Source organism: Actinomadura rubrobrunea NBRC 15275, from assembly GCF_001552235.1.
Taxonomy (GTDB): domain Bacteria; phylum Actinomycetota; class Actinomycetes; order Streptosporangiales; family Streptosporangiaceae; genus Spirillospora; species Spirillospora viridilutea.
The window spans coordinates 51,412-68,189 of the sequence record NZ_BCQU01000004.1 but is presented as its reverse complement, the minus strand read 5'-3'; the positions used below and the strand labels follow the sequence as shown (position 1 = coordinate 68,189).

General features: G+C 73.8%; 13 protein-coding genes and 1 riboswitch. Of the genes, 10 read left to right on the top strand and 3 right to left on the bottom strand.

Going from position 1 to position 16,778, the window contains the following annotated elements:
* The first annotated feature begins 29 nt into the window (after window positions 1–29).
* The 4 genes from purN (at window position 30) to AR3_RS02160 (ending at window position 3,842) form a co-directional block, all read left to right on the top strand.
* The gene (gene purN, locus AR3_RS02175; RefSeq protein WP_067907468.1) at window positions 30–704 is read left to right on the top strand and encodes a phosphoribosylglycinamide formyltransferase; all 675 of its coding nucleotides are present in this window, start codon (window positions 30–32) and stop codon (window positions 702–704) included.
* A gap of 34 nt (window positions 705–738) precedes the next feature.
* A complete protein-coding gene (gene purH, locus AR3_RS02170) occupies window positions 739–2,301 on the top strand; it encodes a bifunctional phosphoribosylaminoimidazolecarboxamide formyltransferase/IMP cyclohydrolase (RefSeq protein ID WP_106258871.1) in 1,563 nt (520 codons plus the stop codon).
* Window positions 2,302–2,463: 162 nt separating this feature from the next.
* Window positions 2,464–2,709 (top strand): hypothetical protein, encoded by a 246-nt coding sequence (locus AR3_RS30190; protein ID WP_106258873.1) that lies wholly within the window; start codon window positions 2,464–2,466, stop codon window positions 2,707–2,709.
* 131 nt (window positions 2,710–2,840) lie between these two features.
* Window positions 2,841–2,920: riboswitch (ZMP/ZTP riboswitch) on the top strand.
* Between the two features lie 67 nt (window positions 2,921–2,987).
* Window positions 2,988–3,842: a bifunctional methylenetetrahydrofolate dehydrogenase/methenyltetrahydrofolate cyclohydrolase gene (locus tag AR3_RS02160; RefSeq protein ID WP_067907459.1), complete on the top strand. Its 855-nt coding sequence runs from the start codon at window positions 2,988–2,990 to the stop codon at window positions 3,840–3,842.
* A 184-nt stretch (window positions 3,843–4,026) separates the two neighbouring features.
* On the opposite strand, the gene AR3_RS02155 is transcribed toward AR3_RS02160, so the two are convergent.
* The gene (locus tag AR3_RS02155) at window positions 4,027–4,752 is read right to left on the bottom strand and encodes an FHA domain-containing protein (RefSeq protein ID WP_067907456.1); all 726 of its coding nucleotides are present in this window, start codon (window positions 4,750–4,752) and stop codon (window positions 4,027–4,029) included.
* A gap of 312 nt (window positions 4,753–5,064) precedes the next feature.
* On the opposite strand from AR3_RS02155, the gene AR3_RS29235 reads away from it, so the two are divergent.
* The 5 genes from AR3_RS29235 (at window position 5,065) to AR3_RS31955 (ending at window position 12,879) form a co-directional block, all read left to right on the top strand.
* On the top strand, window positions 5,065–5,532 hold the full coding sequence (locus AR3_RS29235) for a DUF3017 domain-containing protein (RefSeq protein WP_083950848.1): 468 nt from the start codon (window positions 5,065–5,067) through the stop codon (window positions 5,530–5,532).
* Between the two features lie 129 nt (window positions 5,533–5,661).
* Complete coding sequence (locus AR3_RS02145) at window positions 5,662–6,879, top strand: NADP-dependent isocitrate dehydrogenase (protein ID WP_067907453.1); 1,218 nt, start codon at window positions 5,662–5,664, stop codon at window positions 6,877–6,879.
* 321 nt (window positions 6,880–7,200) lie between these two features.
* Window positions 7,201–8,190 (top strand): malate dehydrogenase, encoded by a 990-nt coding sequence (locus AR3_RS02140; protein WP_067907449.1) that lies wholly within the window; start codon window positions 7,201–7,203, stop codon window positions 8,188–8,190.
* Between the two features lie 205 nt (window positions 8,191–8,395).
* Window positions 8,396–10,231, top strand: a complete 1,836-nt coding sequence (locus AR3_RS02135) for an HSP90 family protein (protein WP_067907446.1) — start codon at window positions 8,396–8,398, stop codon at window positions 10,229–10,231.
* Window positions 10,228–12,879 (top strand): hypothetical protein, encoded by a 2,652-nt coding sequence (locus AR3_RS31955; RefSeq protein ID WP_067907444.1) that lies wholly within the window; start codon window positions 10,228–10,230, stop codon window positions 12,877–12,879. Before AR3_RS02135 ends, AR3_RS31955 begins: the two co-directional genes overlap by 4 nt.
* A 46-nt stretch (window positions 12,880–12,925) precedes the next feature.
* Here the strand turns inward: AR3_RS31955 and galK are convergent, their stop codons facing one another.
* Together galK and galE are read right to left on the bottom strand one after the other, a co-directional pair.
* Window positions 12,926–14,128: a galactokinase gene (gene galK, locus AR3_RS02125; protein ID WP_083950847.1), complete on the bottom strand. Its 1,203-nt coding sequence runs from the start codon at window positions 14,126–14,128 to the stop codon at window positions 12,926–12,928.
* Entirely contained in the window at window positions 14,125–15,093 is a 969-nt protein-coding gene (gene galE, locus AR3_RS02120) for a UDP-glucose 4-epimerase GalE (RefSeq protein ID WP_067907441.1), read from the bottom strand. The genes galK and galE overlap by 4 nt, the downstream gene beginning before the upstream one ends.
* 593 nt (window positions 15,094–15,686) lie before the next feature.
* On the opposite strand from galE, the gene trpS reads away from it, so the two are divergent.
* Window positions 15,687–16,769: a tryptophan--tRNA ligase gene (gene trpS / locus AR3_RS02115; protein ID WP_067907438.1), complete on the top strand. Its 1,083-nt coding sequence runs from the start codon at window positions 15,687–15,689 to the stop codon at window positions 16,767–16,769.
* The last annotated feature ends 9 nt before the right edge of the window (window positions 16,770–16,778 follow it).

Genomic DNA, 16,778 nt, shown 5'->3' with positions numbered 1-16,778 from the left:
CGTTCACCCAACGTTCGTTTCAGGGAGTCATGGTGTCCGCCCGGCTCGTCGTCCTCGTCTCCGGCGCGGGGACCAACCTACAGGCCCTGCTCGACGCGTGCGCAGATCCAGCCTACGGGGCCCGGGTGGTGGCCGTGGGCTCCGACCGCGACGGGATCGGCGGCCTGGAACGCGCCGAACGCGCCGGACTGCCGACGTTCACCGTCCGCGTCGGCGACTTCCCCGACCGCGCCCAGTGGGACGCCGCGTTCGCCGAGGCCGTCGCCGAGCACGAGCCGGACCTGGTGGTCTCCGCCGGGTTCATGAAGATCCTCGGCCCCCGGTACCTGGAGCGGTTCGGCGGCCGCACCATCAACACCCATCCCGCGCTGCTGCCCGCCTTCCCCGGGGCGCACGCCGTCCGCGACGCCCTGGCGTACGGGGTGAAGGTGACGGGCTGTACCGTTCACTTCGTCGACGAAGGCGTGGACACCGGACCCGTCATCGCCCAGGAGGCCGTCCGGGTCGGCTGGCATGACGACGAGGAAACCCTGCACGAGCGGATCAAGCAGGTGGAGCGCAGGCTTCTGGTCGAGGTCGTGGGCCGCCTGGCCCGCGACGGCTGGACCCAGAAGGGCAGGCGGGTCTCCATGAAGTGCAGGACCTGCAACACGTCCGTAGGCGGAGACGAGGGGAGCTCGACCGGTGAGTCGGGTCGCGAGTGAATCCGGGGGGACGGCCTCCCAGACCCCCGCGAGGGTGCCGATCAAGCGCGCGCTGATCAGTGTGTACGACAAGACGGGGCTGGAGGAGCTGGCCCGCGGGCTGCACGAGGCCGGGGTGGAGATCGTCTCCACCGGCTCCACGGCGGCGCGGATCGCCGCCGCGGGCGTGCCCGTGATGAAGGTCGAAAAGCTCACCGGGTTCCCCGAGTGCCTGGACGGGCGGGTCAAGACCCTGCACCCCAAGGTGCACGCCGGGCTGCTGGCCGACCGCCGCAAGGAGGACCACATCCAGCAGCTCGACGACCTGAACATCGAGCCGTTCGACCTGGCCGTGGTGAACCTGTACCCGTTCGCCGACACGGTCGCCTCGGGCGCCCAGCCGGACGAGTGCGTCGAGCAGATCGACATCGGCGGCCCCACGATGGTGCGCGCCGCCGCCAAGAACCACGCCAGCGTCGCCGTCGTCGTCGACCCGTCGGCGTACGGCGAGGTGCTGGCGGCCGTGGCCGCGGGCGGCTTCACGCTGGAGGAGCGGCGCCGCCTGGCCGCGCGGGCGTTCGCGCACACCGCCGCCTACGACGTGGCGGTCGCCTCGTGGTTCGCCGGCCCGTACGCGGCCGGCGGCGACGCCGAGCGGCCGGACTGGCCGGAGTTCGTCGGCGCCGCGTGGGAGCGCAAGGCCGTCCTGCGGTACGGGGAGAACCCGCACCAGCGCGCCGCGCTCTACACGGCCGCCGGGTCGTCCGCGCGGGGCGGCGGGCTGGCGGGCGCCGAGCAGCTGCACGGCAAGGAGATGTCGTACAACAACTACGTCGACGCCGACGCCGCCCGCCGGGCCGCCTACGACTTCGCCGAGCCCGCCGTGGCGATCATCAAGCACGCCAACCCGTGCGGCATCGCGGTCGGCGCGGACGTGGCCGAGGCGCACCGCAAGGCGCACGCCTGCGACCCGGTGTCGGCGTACGGCGGGGTGATCGCCGTCAACCGCCCGGTGACCGCCGCCATGGCCGAGCAGGTCGCCGACGTGTTCACCGAGGTGATCGTGGCGCCGGACTTCGACGACGACGCCCTGGAGATCCTCACCCGCAAGAAGAACATCCGGCTGCTGCGCTGCCCCGAGGGCCCGGCGGAGGCGACCGAGTACCGGCGCATCGACGGCGGGGTCCTGCTGCAGAGCGTCGACAAGGTGGACGCCCCCGGCGACGACCCGGCGAACTGGGAGCTGAAGGCCGGTTCGCCCGCCGACGAGGCCACGCTGCGCGACCTGGCGTTCGCGTGGAAGGCGTGCCGCTCGGTCAAGTCCAACGCGATCCTGCTCGCCGCCGACGGCGCCACCGTCGGGGTGGGCATGGGCCAGGTCAACCGGGTCGACTCGGCCCGGCTGGCGGTGTCGCGGGCCGGCGATCGGGCCGCCTCGGCGGTCGGCGCGTCCGACGCCTACTTCCCCTTCCCCGACGGGCTGCAGGTGCTGGCCGAGGCGGGGGTGCGGGCGATCGTCGAGCCGGGCGGGTCGATCCGCGACGAGGAAGTGATCTCCGCCGCCAAGGACGCGGGCGTCACCCTCTACTTCACCGGCGTCCGCCACTTCTTCCACTGACGCGCACCCCTTTCTCCGGGACCTGCGTTTCACGGACGCGGCGCCGACGCGCCTTCCGGCGCCCCGGTGCGCGGCACCGGGGCGCCGGCGTCCGTCTCCACGGCCGCGCCGTCTGGCCAGGGCATTCGTGCGGGGTTGGTAGCCTCGCCGTCGGTCGCGCCCGTGGACCGCGCCGTCCGCGACGTCCGGCGCGCCCGTCCCCCGACCGCTGGTCCCCTGGAGGCGTCGATGGACTTCCTGGTGTCCCTGCTGGCGGGGATGATCGTGCAGACGACGTCCCTGTTCCTGGAGGCGCGGCAGCTGATCGGCCTGGCCGCGGCGACGCTGGCCGCCGTGCTGGCGGCCCAGCTCGGCTGGCACGGCACCGACCGCCTGATCGCCTGGCGCGGCGACGCCGACGAGGAGTGAGCGCCGCCCGTCCGCGCCGAACAGCGAACCGCCCCTCTCTCTCCGCGGCCCTTCCTGCCTGCCGCTTTCCGCGGCGCCGCCCGCGCCGCCCAGCGGCCTGCCGCCGCCGCGCGCGGCGCTAGCATGGCGGGGACGCGACTGGCGCGGTCAAGGTGGAGCGAACCACCGGGGAGCGAAGGACATCCGGACACCGCGCGCCTGGGTGTACCGGGACGGCAGCCGGGGAACCCGGGATGGGCCCGTCCACAGGACCCCGGCCTGACAGCGCGGAGGTGCGCATGACTGCACGGATCCTGGACGGCAAGGCGACGGCCGCGGAGATCAGGGCCGATCTGGCCAAGCGGGTGGAGGCGCTGCGCGAACGCGGAGTCCGCGTCGGGCTGGGCACCGTGCTGGTCGGCGACGACCCCGGCAGCAGCGCCTACGTGAACATGAAGCACCGCGACTGCGCCGAGGTGGGCATCGAGAGCATCCGCCGCGACCTGCCCGCCGACGCCTCCCAGGAGGACGTGGAGCGCGCCGTCGCGGAACTCAACGCCGACCCCGCCTGCACCGGGTACATCGTCCAGCTGCCGCTGCCCAAGGGCCTGGACGAGCACCGCGTCCTGGAGCTGATCGACCCGGCCAAGGACGCCGACGGGCTGCACCCGGTCAACCTCGGCCGGCTCGTGCTCATGCAGCCTGGCCCGCTGCCGTGCACCCCCAAGGGCATCGTGGAGCTGCTGCGCCGCTACGACGTGCCGCTGCGCGGCGCCGAGGTCGTCGTGGTCGGCCGCGGCATCACCGTCGGGCGCTCGCTCGGCCTGCTGCTCACCCGCCGCACCGAGAACGCCACCGTGACGTCCTGCCACACCGCCACCCGCGACCTGGCCGCGCACACCCGCCGGGCCGACATCGTGGTGGCGGCCGCCGGCGTCCCCGGCCTGATCACCGCCGACATGGTCAAGCCCGGCGCCGCCGTGCTGGACGTCGGCGTGTCCCGGGTGGACGGCAAGCTCACCGGCGACGTCGCCCCGGAGGTGCGGGAGGTCGCGGGCTGGCTCGCCCCCAACCCCGGCGGCGTCGGCCCCATGACGCGCGCCATGCTGCTCGCCAACGTCGTCGAGGCCGCCGAAGCCGCGGCCGGCGCCTGACCTCGGCGCCGGACGGCCGTCACACGCCCGTGACGGCGCCGGAAACGGCGGCCAAGGCTTCGGGAAGGGGTTCGCCCGTACGAGGCCGTGGCCGACGGCGCACGGCCCCGTACGGGCCCACCTCGCGCGCCGCTCCCCTGCATGCGCTGCCCACGGGGAGCGGCCGCACGCTCACCGCGTCAGATCAGCTCGCCCTGCGGCCCGCGGTGCCCGCCGGCGGGCGGCCGGGCGCGCCGAGGCGTCCCGGCGGATGGGGGGCGTGCCCGGCGCGGCGGACCTCCGCCGTCCGGGCGTCCATCGGCGTCCGGTTCTGCTGCTGCGGCACGTGCACCGGCGGCAGCGGGCGGACGAGCCCCATCGCGATGACCTCGTTGGCGAGGCGGGTGCGCCGGTTGGCGCCCTCGGGAATCCGGAACTTCTGGTAGAGCCGCAGCAGGTGCTGCTTCACCGCCGCCTCGGTGACGACCAGGTCGGCGGCGATCTCGCGGGCGGTGGCGGGCGCGACGAACGCCTCGTCCGACAGGGCGGGCCGGCACAGCGAGGTCAGCACGTCGACCTCCCGGCGGGTGAGCTCGGGGGCGACGGCGCGCCGCAGCTCGACGGCCGGGTCGACGTCCTCGCGGGGGATGCCCCCCATCCGGCAGCGCGCCGTGCCGAAGCTCACGACGTCGCCGTCCTCCAGTACGCGGCGGGCGATCGGGCGGCCGTTGACCCGGGTCCCGTTGCGGGACAGGCCCATGTCGACGACGTAGACGTACGGGCCGCGCCGAACGATCTCTGCGTGCAATCGGGACACACTCGGGTCGTCGAGGCGGATGTCGACTCCGCGCCCGCGCCCGACCGTCGTGACGTCGGGGCGCAGCGGCATGACCAGGCCGCTGTCCTCGATCCGCATGAACGGCCCCTCCACGGCAGTCCTCCCAGCTAGTTAGCGACCCCTGTCTGCCGGGTTACCCGGAGCGGGTAGCGCCACACCCTCCTACTGGTGAGTAGGACCTACGCCACAAGACTCGCGGCGCCCCACAGCGGTCAAGAAACCCCAGGTGTCACGGCCGCGCGACCGTCAATTTTCAACCTGCGAGCGGCAAAGCGGCGGAAAATGCCGTCGCAGACGGCCCTCTGCGCGAAAGGCGTTCGCGGGGCCGGACGCACCCCCCGGACGAAAATTCCAGCCGCTACGGTTGGGGGAACCAGACCTTTCGGTGAGGCCGGAGAGGGAGAAATGAGCGCGGAGCTGAGCCGGCGGCGCCGGCGGGCCCCCGGGGCGACGGGCGCGCGGGGCAACCGGCTGAGCAGGCTGCCGTACCTGCTGGTGCTGTGCGGCGTGGCCGGCGGGCTGGTGCTGTGCTCGATGGCCTACTTCCGCAAGGGCTCGATGCTGATCGCCGCCGCCCTGCTGTTCGGCGCGCTGGCCCGGGCGCTGCTGCCGGAGTCCCAGCTCGGGCTGCTGGCGGTGCGCAGCCGCTCGCTGGACTGCTGGACGCTGGTCGTCCTCGGCGAGCTGACCGCCTTCGCGGCGCTGAGCATCCCCCCGATGAACAAGGCGGGCCTGGCCGTGGCCGCCGCGTTCGGGGTGCTCGTCGGGCTGGCCGGGCTGGTGCGCGTCGTGCGGTACCTGTTCGTCGAGCGGCGCGGCGCCCACCGGCGCGGCGCGGACGACTCCGGCGGCGTCCCCGTTCATCCCATGTGATGCTTCATCCCATGTGATGCGGTTTGTGGGACAAGGGGGAGGTCTAGACCGGTACGGGCGGTCCGATAGCCTAGCCAGTTGAGCCTTACAAGGACTGCCGGCCGGTGTAGGAAGAGGGACAGCAACAGCATGCCCAAGATCAAAGTAGCGGGCCCGGTCGTCGAACTCGACGGCGACGAGATGACCAGGATCATCTGGCGCTTCATCAAGGACCAGCTGATCCTGCCCTACCTGGACGTGGACCTGAAGTACTACGACCTGGGGATCGAGAACCGGGACGCCACCGACGACCAGGTCACGGTCGACGCCGCCAACGCGATCAAGAAGTACGGCGTCGGCGTCAAGTGCGCCACGATCACTCCCGACGAGGCCCGCGTCGAGGAGTTCGGCCTGAAGAAGATGTGGCGCTCGCCCAACGGGACCATCCGCAACATCCTGGGCGGCGTGGTCTTCCGCGAGCCGATCGTGGTGTCCAACATTCCTCGCCTGGTGCCCGGCTGGACCAAGCCCATCGTCATCGGCCGTCACGCCCACGGCGACCAGTACCGCGCCTCCGACTTCGTCGTCCCCGGCCCCGGCACGGTGACGATCTCCTACGTCCCCGAGGACGGCGGCGAGCCCATCGAGATGGAGGTCGCCAAGTTCACCGGCGCCGGCGTCGCCATGGGCATGTACAACTTCGACGACTCGATCCGGGACTTCGCCCGCGCCACCATGCGCTACGCGCTGGACCGCGGCTACCCGCTGTACATGTCCACCAAGAACACGATCCTCAAGGCCTACGACGGCCGGTTCAAGGACCTGTTCGAGGAGATCTACGAGACCGAGTTCAAGGCCGAGTTCGAGGCCAAGGGCCTGACCTACGAGCACCGGCTGATCGACGACATGGTCGCCCAGGCGCTCAAGTGGGAGGGCGGCTTCGTCTGGGCCTGCAAGAACTACGACGGCGACGTCCAGTCCGACGTGGTGGCGCAGGGCTTCGGCTCCCTCGGCCTGATGACCTCGGTGCTGATGACCCCCGACGGCCGCACCGTCGAGGCCGAGGCCGCGCACGGCACCGTCACCCGCCACTACCGGCAGCACCAGCAGGGCAAGCCGACCTCGACCAACCCGATCGCGTCCATCTTCGCCTGGACGCGGGGCCTGGCCCACCGCGGCAAGCTGGACAACACCCCCGAGGTCATCGACTTCGCCCAGACGCTGGAGCGGGTCTGCATCGAGACCGTCGAGAACGGCCAGATGACCAAGGACCTGGCCCTGCTCGTCGGCGGCGACACCAAGTGGCTGACGACGCAGGAGTTCCTCGAGGCCCTCGACACCAACCTGCAGAAGAAGCTCGCCCAGTGAGGTGACCGCAGGGCGTAGAGCACTGGCATAGGGCATGGGAAGGCCGTCCCGGGCAACCCGGGGCGGCCTTCCTGCATGACGCGGACCTGTATCACGCGGACGCGCTATGGGGGAGGGGGCCGCGCCGCCGGTGTGTGGGGACGGCGTGGACGGGTATGCGGGGTCGGTACCTGGCGGAGGTCGCGGAAGCCGCGCGCGGTAGCCTGACGGGCGGTATCTCGACAACGAGACAAACGGTGCGGCGGCCCGCCTCCGGGGCGCCGCGGCGGCGAACCACCGGAGGCCGACGGGCCCCGTCAGGTCACAGCAGGAGATGAGCGCATGACTCGCACCCCAGTCAACGTCACCGTCACCGGCGCCGCGGGCCAGATCGGTTACGCGCTGCTGTTCCGGATCGCGTCGGGGCAGCTGCTCGGCGCGGACGTCCCGGTACGCCTGAAGCTCCTGGAGATCCCGCAGGCGGTCAAGGCCGCCGAGGGCACCGCCATGGAGCTGGAGGACGCCGCCTTCCCGCTGCTGACCGGGATCGACATCTACGACGACCCGAACGCCGCGTTCGACGGGGCCAACGTCGCGCTGCTGGTCGGCGCGCGGCCGCGCACCAAGGGCATGGAGCGCGGCGACCTGCTGGAGGCCAACGGCGGCATCTTCAAGCCGCAGGGCCAGGCCATCAACGCCCACGCCGCCGACGACGTCAAGGTGCTCGTGGTCGGCAACCCGGCCAACACCAACGCGCTGATCGCCCAGCGGAACGCCCCGGACGTGCCCGCCGAGCGGTTCACCGCCATGACCCGCCTCGACCACAACCGCGCGCTGGCCCAGCTGGCCAAGAAGGCGGGCGTCTCCGTCGCCGACATCAAGAAGATGACGATCTGGGGCAACCACTCGGCCACCCAGTACCCGGACATCTTCCACGCCGAGATCGCCGGCAAGAACGCGTTCGAGACCGTCAACGACCGCGCGTGGGTGGAGAACGACTTCATCCCGACGGTCGCCAAGCGCGGCGCGGCGATCATCGAGGCGCGGGGGGCGTCCAGCGCCGCGTCCGCGGCGAGCGCGGCCATCGACCACGTCTACACCTGGGTGAACGGCACGCCGGAGGGCGACTGGACGTCCATGGCCGTGCCGTCGGACGGCTCCTACGGGGTGCCCGAGGGGCTCATCTCGTCGTTCCCGGTGACCTGCAAGGACGGCCGCTGGGAGATCGTCCAGGGCCTGGAGATCGACGACTTCTCCCGGGCCCGCATCGACGCCTCGGTCAAGGAGCTGGCGGACGAGCGGGACGCCGTGCGCAAGCTCGGCCTGATCTGACGCCGCGTCTCGAGACGCAGATCGCCGGGACGTCGCGTCCCTGCCAAGGCCCCGGACCGTCGCACCGGTCCGGGGCCTTTCGTCTGCCGCCGCAGCGATCGGCGAAAAATGTCGGAGGCGCACGCTTTCCTGCCGCTAAGGTGGCTGGCCGCGCCGCTTGGAGGACGACGGCGGCCGCAGGGCGAGCGACGGGAGGCGTGACGGGGTGGAGCAGGCGTTTCAAGTAGATCTGCGGGGCGTGGTCGACCTGCTCAGCCGCCATCTCTACTCCAGCCCCCGGGTGTACCTGCGGGAGCTGCTGCAGAACGCGGTCGACGCGATCACCGCGCGGGGCGGCGGAGGCGGCGCGGTGCGGATCGAGACCGGCGGCGGGCGGCTGCGCGTGCACGACGACGGCGTCGGGCTGACCGAGGACGAGGTGCACCGGCTGCTGGCCACGATCGGCCGGTCGTCCAAGCGGGACGAGCTGGGGTTCGCGCGGCACGACTTCCTGGGGCAGTTCGGCATCGGGCTGCTGTCGGCGTTCCTGGTGGCCGACGAGATCGAGGTGGAGACCCGCTCGGCCGCCGTCCCGGACGCGGCGCCGGTGCGGTGGACGGGCCTGGCCGACGGCCGCTACCGCGTCGAGCCGGGCGAGCGGGACGAGCCGGGCACGACGGTGACGCTGCGGCCCCGCCCGGGGACGGCCGACCTGCTGGAGCCGGCGGTGGTCGCGGAGCTGGCCCACACCTACGGGTCGCTGCTGCCGGTCCCGGTGACGGTCGACGGCGTGCAGATCACCGGGGACGGGCCGCCGTGGCTCGCGCCGCATCCCGATCCGGCGCGGCGGCGGCGCGCGCTGGACGCCTACTGCCGCGACCTGTTCGGCTTCGAGCCGTACGACGTGATCGACCTGGAGGCGCCCGAGGCGGGGCTGACGGGCGTGGCGTTCGTCCTGCCGCACGCGGTGGCGCCGACCGCCCGGGGCGCGCACCGGGTGTACCTGAAGCGCATGCTGCTGGCCGAGAACGTCGAGGGCCTGCTGCCCGACTGGGCGTTCTTCGTCCGGTGCGTGGTGGACGCGGGGGAACTGCGCCCCACCGCGAGCCGCGAGGCGCTGTACGAGGACGAGCTGCTGGAGTCGGCCCGGCAGGCGCTGGGCGAGCGGCTGCGGCAGTGGCTGGTGCGGCTCGCCGAGACCGACCCGGCGCGGCTGCGCGGCTTCCTGCGGCTGCACCACCTCGGCGTCAAGGCGATGGCGCTGCACGACGACGAGATGCTGCGGATCGTCGACCGGTGGCTGGAGTTCGAGACCTCGGCGGGCCCGATGACGCTGGCCGAGTTCCGCAGGCGGCACCCCCAGGGCCGCTTCGCCTCCACCGTGGAGGAGTTCCGGCGGCTGTCGGCGGTGGCGGGCGCGCAGGGCGTGGGGCTGGTCAACGCCGGCTACGTGCACGACACCGAGATCATCCGGCGGCTGCCGGACATCGACCCGGACGCGGTGCTGCGCCCCCTGGACCCGGCCGAGCTGACCACCCGCTTCGGCGTGCTCGACCCGGCGGCGGAGCTGGCGCTGCGGCCGTTCCTGGCCGCCGCGCAGCGCGCCCTAGACCCGCTCGGCTGCGAAGTGGTGATCCGCGACTTCGACCCGGCGTCGCTGCCCGCCCTGTACTTGACCAGCCGGTCCGCGCAGCACCGGCAGGAGATGGAGCAGGCCAGGGAGCTGGCCGACGATCTGTGGGCGGACGTGCTCGGCGCGCTCGACGACGCCGTCGCGGCGGACCGGCCGCAGCTCGTCCTCAACTACCGCAATCCGCTGACCAGGCGGATCACGGCGCTGGCGGCCGATGCGCCGTCCCCGTCGGGCGACGCGGCCCGCACCGGGGACGAGCTGGTCGGACTGGCCGTCCAAGGCCTGTACGGGCAGGCGCTGCTGCTCGGGCAGCATCCGCTGCGGCCCGTGGACACCGCGGTCCTGAACCGTTCGTTCCTCGGCCTGCTCGAGTGGGCCGTGCACCGGCCGCGGGCCGCCGAGGAGCCCCGACCCGGAGGCGGCGAATGAGCGTCGACGACGTCTACGACCTGATGGCGCGGGCGGGCGACCTGCCCTACGGAGAGGCCAAGACCGTGCTGGTCGAGGAGGCGCTGCGGCACGCCGAGGCGGCCGGGGACGACGAGCTGGCGTTCCGGGTGCGGATGTCGCTGACCGGCGCCTACCAGTACGGCGGCGAGCCGGCCAAGGCGTTCGCCACGTTCAGCCGGTGCCTGGCCGACCACGACCGCGACCCGGGCCGGTTCGGCAAGGGGGAGCGGCTGCTGTGGCACTTCAAGTGGATCATCAACTCGCTGACGCTGTTCCCGGAGATCCCGCTCGACCGCACGTACCGGCTGCTGGACGACATGGAGCGCCGCTACCGGGCCGGCGGGCACAGCCTGCAGGCGGTGTACCACTACCGCAACGTCGTGGCCCGGCACGTGGGCGACCATGAGGCCGCCGACGAGTGGTACGCCAAGTGGATCGCGGCGCCCCGCGACGACCTGTCGGACTGCGCGGGCTGCGACCCGACCGGCATGGCGGCGCACCTGAAGGCCCGCGGTCGCGACGAGGAGGCGCTGGCCGTCGCGGCGCCCGTGCTGAACGCCGAGCTGAACTGCACCGAGCAGCCGCAGGGCGTCCTGACCACGCTGCTGCCGGTCTTCCTGCGGACGGGCCGGACGGAGGAGGCGCGCGACGCGCACCGCCGCGCGTACCGGCTCATCCGGTCCAACCTGTCCGACCTGGCGGACATCGGCGACCACGTGTGGTTCTGCGCGGTGACCGGCAACGAGCCGCGCGGGCTGGAGATCGTCCAGCGGCACCTGGGGTGGCTGGACCGGGCGCCCAGCCCGTCCGCCGCCATGTGGTTCGCCGCGTCGGCCGCGCTGCTGCTGCGCCGCATGGAGGAGACGGGCGCCGGGGACGTGACGCTGCGCCGCCCCGACGGCGCCGGCGAGGTGACGGCCGCGCGGCTGCGGGGCGAGCTGGCCGCGCGCGCCCGTGAGATCGCGGCCCGGTTCGACGCCCGCAACGGCACGTCCCACCAGGGCGACCAGGTCGAGCGGCTGCTGGCCCACGAGCCGGTCGTCGACCATCTCCCGCTGACCCCGCACGCCCCCCGGCGTCCCGCGCAGGTCCCGGCGCCGCCCCCGCGGCAGGAACCGGACGGGCCGGTCCGCGACCTGTCGGAGGTGACCGACCTCGACGCGCTGCTGGACATCGCCGACGAGTGCCGGTCCGCCTTCGACGAGAACGGCGCGTTGGCGGCGTGGCGGCGGTTCGACGAGGCGGCGGGCGACCGCCCGCTGACCGCGCTGCAGGCCGCGCGCCGCGCCGACGGGCGCGGCGTGGAAATGCTCGTGAACGGCGACCCCGACGCCGCGCTGGCGGAGTGGCGGCGGGCGGAGGCGCTGTACGCCGAGGCGGGCAACGCGGTGCGCGAGCACGCCGTGCGCAGTCGAATCGGCTCGATCCTGTTCGAGACGGGCGCCCGCGAGGAGGGCATGGCGCTGATGGAGGCGGCCGTCGCGTACCTCGACGAGCACGACGCGGGGTCGACGCGCGTATCCGGCGCCCGGATGCGCCTCGCCGACGCGCTGGTGAAGCAGGGGCGCGGGGAGGACGGCCTGGCCGCGCTGGACGGGCTGGCGCCGGACCGGCCGCGCGACGCCGCCGAGCTGGACATCATGCGGGGGCGCGTGCTCGACGGCCTGGGCCGGACCGCCGACGCCGCCGCGGCGCTGCGCCGCGCCTGCGACGGCTTCCGGACGTGCGGCGAACCGGCGCGTCTGGCCCAGGCGGCGCTGCTGCTGGGCCACGCCCAGGCGGACGGCGCCGCTGCCCTGGAGGCGTTCGACGAGGCCGTGGCGAACGCGGCGGCCGGACCGCCCGGCCTGCTGCCCACCGCGCATGCCTCGCGCGGCTCCCTGCTGCTGGCGCAGGATCGCGCCGCCGACGCGGTCCCCGACCTGGAGGAGGCGGCGGCCGGGTTCACCGCGCTCGGCATGCAGCCGCAGGCGGCCTACGCGCGCACCGAACTCGCCACCGCGTACCTGGCGGTGGGACGGCACTTCGACGCGGCCGAGGCCGCCGAGGAGGCCGTGCCCGTGCTCGCGCAGCTGGGCGACGCGAAAGCCGACCGCCGCTGCCGGTACGTCCTCGCGCAGGCCCAGCGCGGGCTCGGCGAGCAGCAGGCCGCCGACACGTTCGCGGGGCTCGCCGCCGACGAAGACGACCCGGGCGCGGCCGCGTGGCTGCTGGAGCAGGCCGCCGACGTGCTCACCGACCTGGACCGGGACGCCCTGGCCGCCGACCGGTACGCCGAGGCCGCCGACGCGTTCGCCGAGGCCGGCGACCCGTTCGGCGCGGTGCGCTGCCGCCGCCGCGGGGCCATGTGCCGCGCGTGGGGCGGCGACGCCGCCCGCGCCCTGGAGGAGATGGCGGCCGCCCGCGAGGCGCTCGGCCGGCTGCCGGCGGACGGGCCCGAGGCCGCGGTGGCCTGGGAGACGGCGGCGCTGTGCTACGACGAGGCCCGCCTGCTGGCGAACGAGGGACGGCTGGACGAGGCTCTGGAGCCGGCGAGCCGGGCCGCCGACGGCTTCGCGTCGCTGGGCGAGGACGACGCGGCGCAGGCCGCGGCCCGCCTGCGCGACGAGATCCGGCAGCGGCTCTGAACCGCCCCGAGCAGGGGGCCGCCCCGGGCGGCCCCCGGACGCGGCGTCAGAGCAGCCGGCGGGCGCCGTCGGCGGGAACGGCGGTGAGGAACCGCGGCTCTTCCCATTCGCGCCGCCGGTACGCGGCGCGAATGGCCTCGCTCACCTGGTCGACGCGGTCGGCGGGGGTGAGCACGATCGCCGAGCCGCCGAACCCGCCGCCGACCATGCGGCCGCCGCGCGCGCCGGCCCGCTGCGCCTCCTCGACCGCGACGTCCGCGCCCGGCCAGGAGACCTCGAACTGGTCGCGCAGCGAGATGTGCGAGGCGGTCAGCAGGGCGCCCAGCTCGGCGGCCGCGCCCGCCCGCAGCAGCCCCACGGCCGCCTCCACGCGGTGGTTCTCGGTCACCACGTGCTGCACGCGGCGGCGCAGCACCGGGTCGTCCAGCGCGTCCAGCGCGGAGGGCAGGTCCTTGACGTCGCGCAGCGCGGGCACCCCGAGCGCCTCGGCCGCCCGCTCGCATTCGGCGCGGCGCCGCCCGTAGTCGCCGTCGACCAGCTCGTGCCGCATGCGGGTGTCGACGATGAGCAGGCTCAGCCCGGCGTCCGCCAACGGCAGCGGCACCTGCGTGGACAGGCCGCTGCGGCAGTCCAGCATGAGCGCGTGGCCCGCGGTGCACAGCAGGGACGCCGACTGGTCCATGATCCCGCAGGGCATGCCGACGTACTCGTGCTCGGCGCGCTGCGCCAGCCGCGCCAGCTCCCGCCGGCCCGCCGCGCCCAGCAGGCCGTCCGCCCCGTACAGCTCGCACAGCGCCAGCGCCGTGGCGCATTCCAGCGCGGCCGACGAGGACAGTCCCGCGCCCTGCGGCAGGTCCGCGTCGATCAGCAGGGACGCCCCGCCGATCCGGCCGTCCGGGACGTGCTCGCGCAGCACCCACGCCGTCCCGGCCGGATAGGCCGCCCAGCGCTCCCGCTGCGGCGCCGTCTCCCGCCAGCGCCGCGCCTCGGGCGCCCGCGGGTCGACCGGCACGGCGACGCCGGCTCCCGCGGCCTGCAGCGACCGCACCTCCAGCACGCCGTCGTCGCGGCGCGCCGCCGCCACCGACACCCCCTGCGGCACCGCGAACGGCAGGACGAACCCGTCGTTGTAGTCGGTGTGCTCGCCGATCACGTTGATGCGTCCGGGGGCGCGCCACACGCCCTCCGCGGGCCGCCCGTACGCCTCGGCGAACGCGGCGGCCAGCGCGCGCGGGTCCGCGGAGGTCACCGGGCCCTCCGGGCGAACTCCCACGCGTCGGCGACCATGGCCCGCAGGTCCCGCTCGGGCTTCCAGCCGAGCTGCGACCTGATCTTCTCCGACGACGCCACGAGCACGGCCGGGTCGCCGGGGCGGCGCGGATGCGGCTCCGCCGGGATCGGATGGCCGGTGACCTCCCGGCACACTTCGATCACCTCGCGGACGGAGAACCCGTTGCCGTTGCCCAGGTTGAAGATCTGGTGGACGCCCGGCTCGCAGGCGTCCAGCGCCAGCAGGTGCGCCGCGCCGAGGTCGACCACGTGGATGTAGTCGCGCACGCAGGTGCCGTCGGGGGTGGGGTAGTCCTCGCCGAACACCTTCACCGACTCGCGCTCCCCGAGCGCGACCTTCAGCACGTTCGGGATCAGGTGCGTCTCGACGGTGTGCCGCTCGCCCTGCACCCGCCGTCCGTCGAGCAGCGCGCCCGCCACGTTGAAGTAGCGCAGCGACACGCCGCCGATGCCGTGCAGCCGCGCGTACTCGGCCAGCGCGGTGTCGATGGCCAGCTTGGTCGCCCCGTACGGGTTGGTCGGCCGGGTCGGGTCGGTCTCCAGGATCGGCGTGGACTCCGGCTCCCCGTAGGTGGCCGCCGTGGACGAGAACACGATGCGGTCCACCCCGGCGCGGCGCATGGCGTCCAGCAGCGCCAGCGACTCGCCCAGGTTGCTGTCCCAGTACAGGCCGGGCTTCTCCACCGACTCGCCGACCAGCGACCGGGCGGCGAAGTGCAGCACCGCGTCGAAGTTCCCCCCGTCCAGCACGTCGAAGGCGGCCTCGCGCAGCGTGCCGCGCACCAGCCGCGCGCCCTCCGGGACGGAGTCGGCGTGCCCGGTGGACAGGTCGTCCAGGACGACGACCTCGTGCCCGGCGTCCAGCAGTTGGGCGGCCACGACGCCGCCGATGTAGCCGGCGCCCCCGGTGACGAGCAGCTTCACGTGATGCACCTCCGAAGATCGACTGGTCGGCCGCTCAAGGCTATCCGCGCCGCCCCTCCCGCCCCCTGCGAACACGCGCACCGCCCGTGCCCCCGCGCCCGACGCGGTTTGAGCCGGGCACCCCCTCCGCCGAGGCCGCCGCCCGCGGCGCTCCGCTCCGTCCTGATCAAGTCGTGGCACATGAGTTGTGGGGGGCATGAGTCGTGGGGGCATGAGTTGTGGGGGGCATGAGTCGTGGGGGCATGAGTCGTGGGCATTACGTCCGCAGGACTGAACAGGGGGTCCGGCGGCGGACCGGTCGAGATCTCATCGGGGACATTCCCCGTGAATATGATGTGCATGACGCGCAGGCGCGCCGGTCGCGCGGCGGGACGGTCGCCGACCGCGGTCCTCGCCCGCGCGTCGCGCCGGCCGGACCTGCCGCCGGCGACCAGCCAGCCCTGAACGACTCCGCGCGCGGGGGCGTCCCGTCACCGGCGACTCCCAAGGGCACCCGGAATGTTCCCAAATGACGGGAACGCCGTGAAAACCCGAAGGGGGCCGCCGCCGACGACGCCCCTCCGAACGGGGTCTGAGAGAATCGGTCCGTGCATATGTCCGTAGCGCCCACTTCCGAAGGCGTCGGCGGCGCGTCCGCCCCCGACGTCCCGCGTGTGCTGTCCGGCATCCAGCCCACCGCCGACTCGTTCCACCTCGGCAACTACCTGGGGGCGCTGCGGCAGTGGGTGGCGATGCAGGAGACCCACCAGACCTTCTACTGCGTGGTCGACCTGCACGCCATCACGGTCAAGCACGACCCCGCGCAGCTGCGCCGCCGCACCAAGGTCGCGGCCGCCCAGCTGCTGGCCATGGGCGTGGACCCCGAGCGGGCCACGCTGTTCGTGCAGAGCCAGGTCCCCGAGCACGCCGAGCTGGGCTGGATCCTCGGCTGCCTCACCGGGTTCGGCGAGGCCAGCCGGATGACCCAGTTCAAGGACAAGGCCGCCAAGCAGGGCACCGCGGGCACCACGGTCGGCCTGTTCACCTACCCGGTGCTGCAGGCGGCCGACATCCTGCTCTACACGCCGGGCCCCGGCGAGGGCGCCGCCGAGCGGGTGCTGCGGGTGCCGGTCGGGGAGGACCAGCGCCAGCACCTGGAGCTCACCCGCACCCTGGCGCAGCGGTTCAACCAGCGGTTCGGCGAGACGTTCGCGGTGCCGGAGGCCTACATCCCCGAGGGCGCCGCCAAGATCACCGACCTGCAGGAGCCGACCGCCAAGATGAGCAAGTCGGCCTCCTCGCCGCAGGGCATCATCGACGTGCTGGAGGAGCCGGGACCGATGCGCAAGAAGATCATGCGCGCGGTCACCGACACCGGCACCGAGGTGCGCTACGACGAGGAGAACAAGCCCGGGATCACCAATCTGCTGCGGATCTACTCCGCCCTGGCCGGCACGTCCGTGCCCGAGCTGGAGGAGCGGTACGCCGGCAGCGGCTACGGCCAGTTCAAGAAGGACCTGGCCCAGCTGGTGGTGGACACCTTCACCCCCATCCGCGAGCGCACGCAGAAGCTGCTCGCCGACGAGGACCAGCTCGACCGCGTCCTCGCCGACGGGGCGGCGCGCGCCAGGAAGGTCGCCGCGCACACGATGGAGGTCGTGCGCGACCGGGTTGGATTCGTGGGACGTGGTCGCTGACGCCCGAGG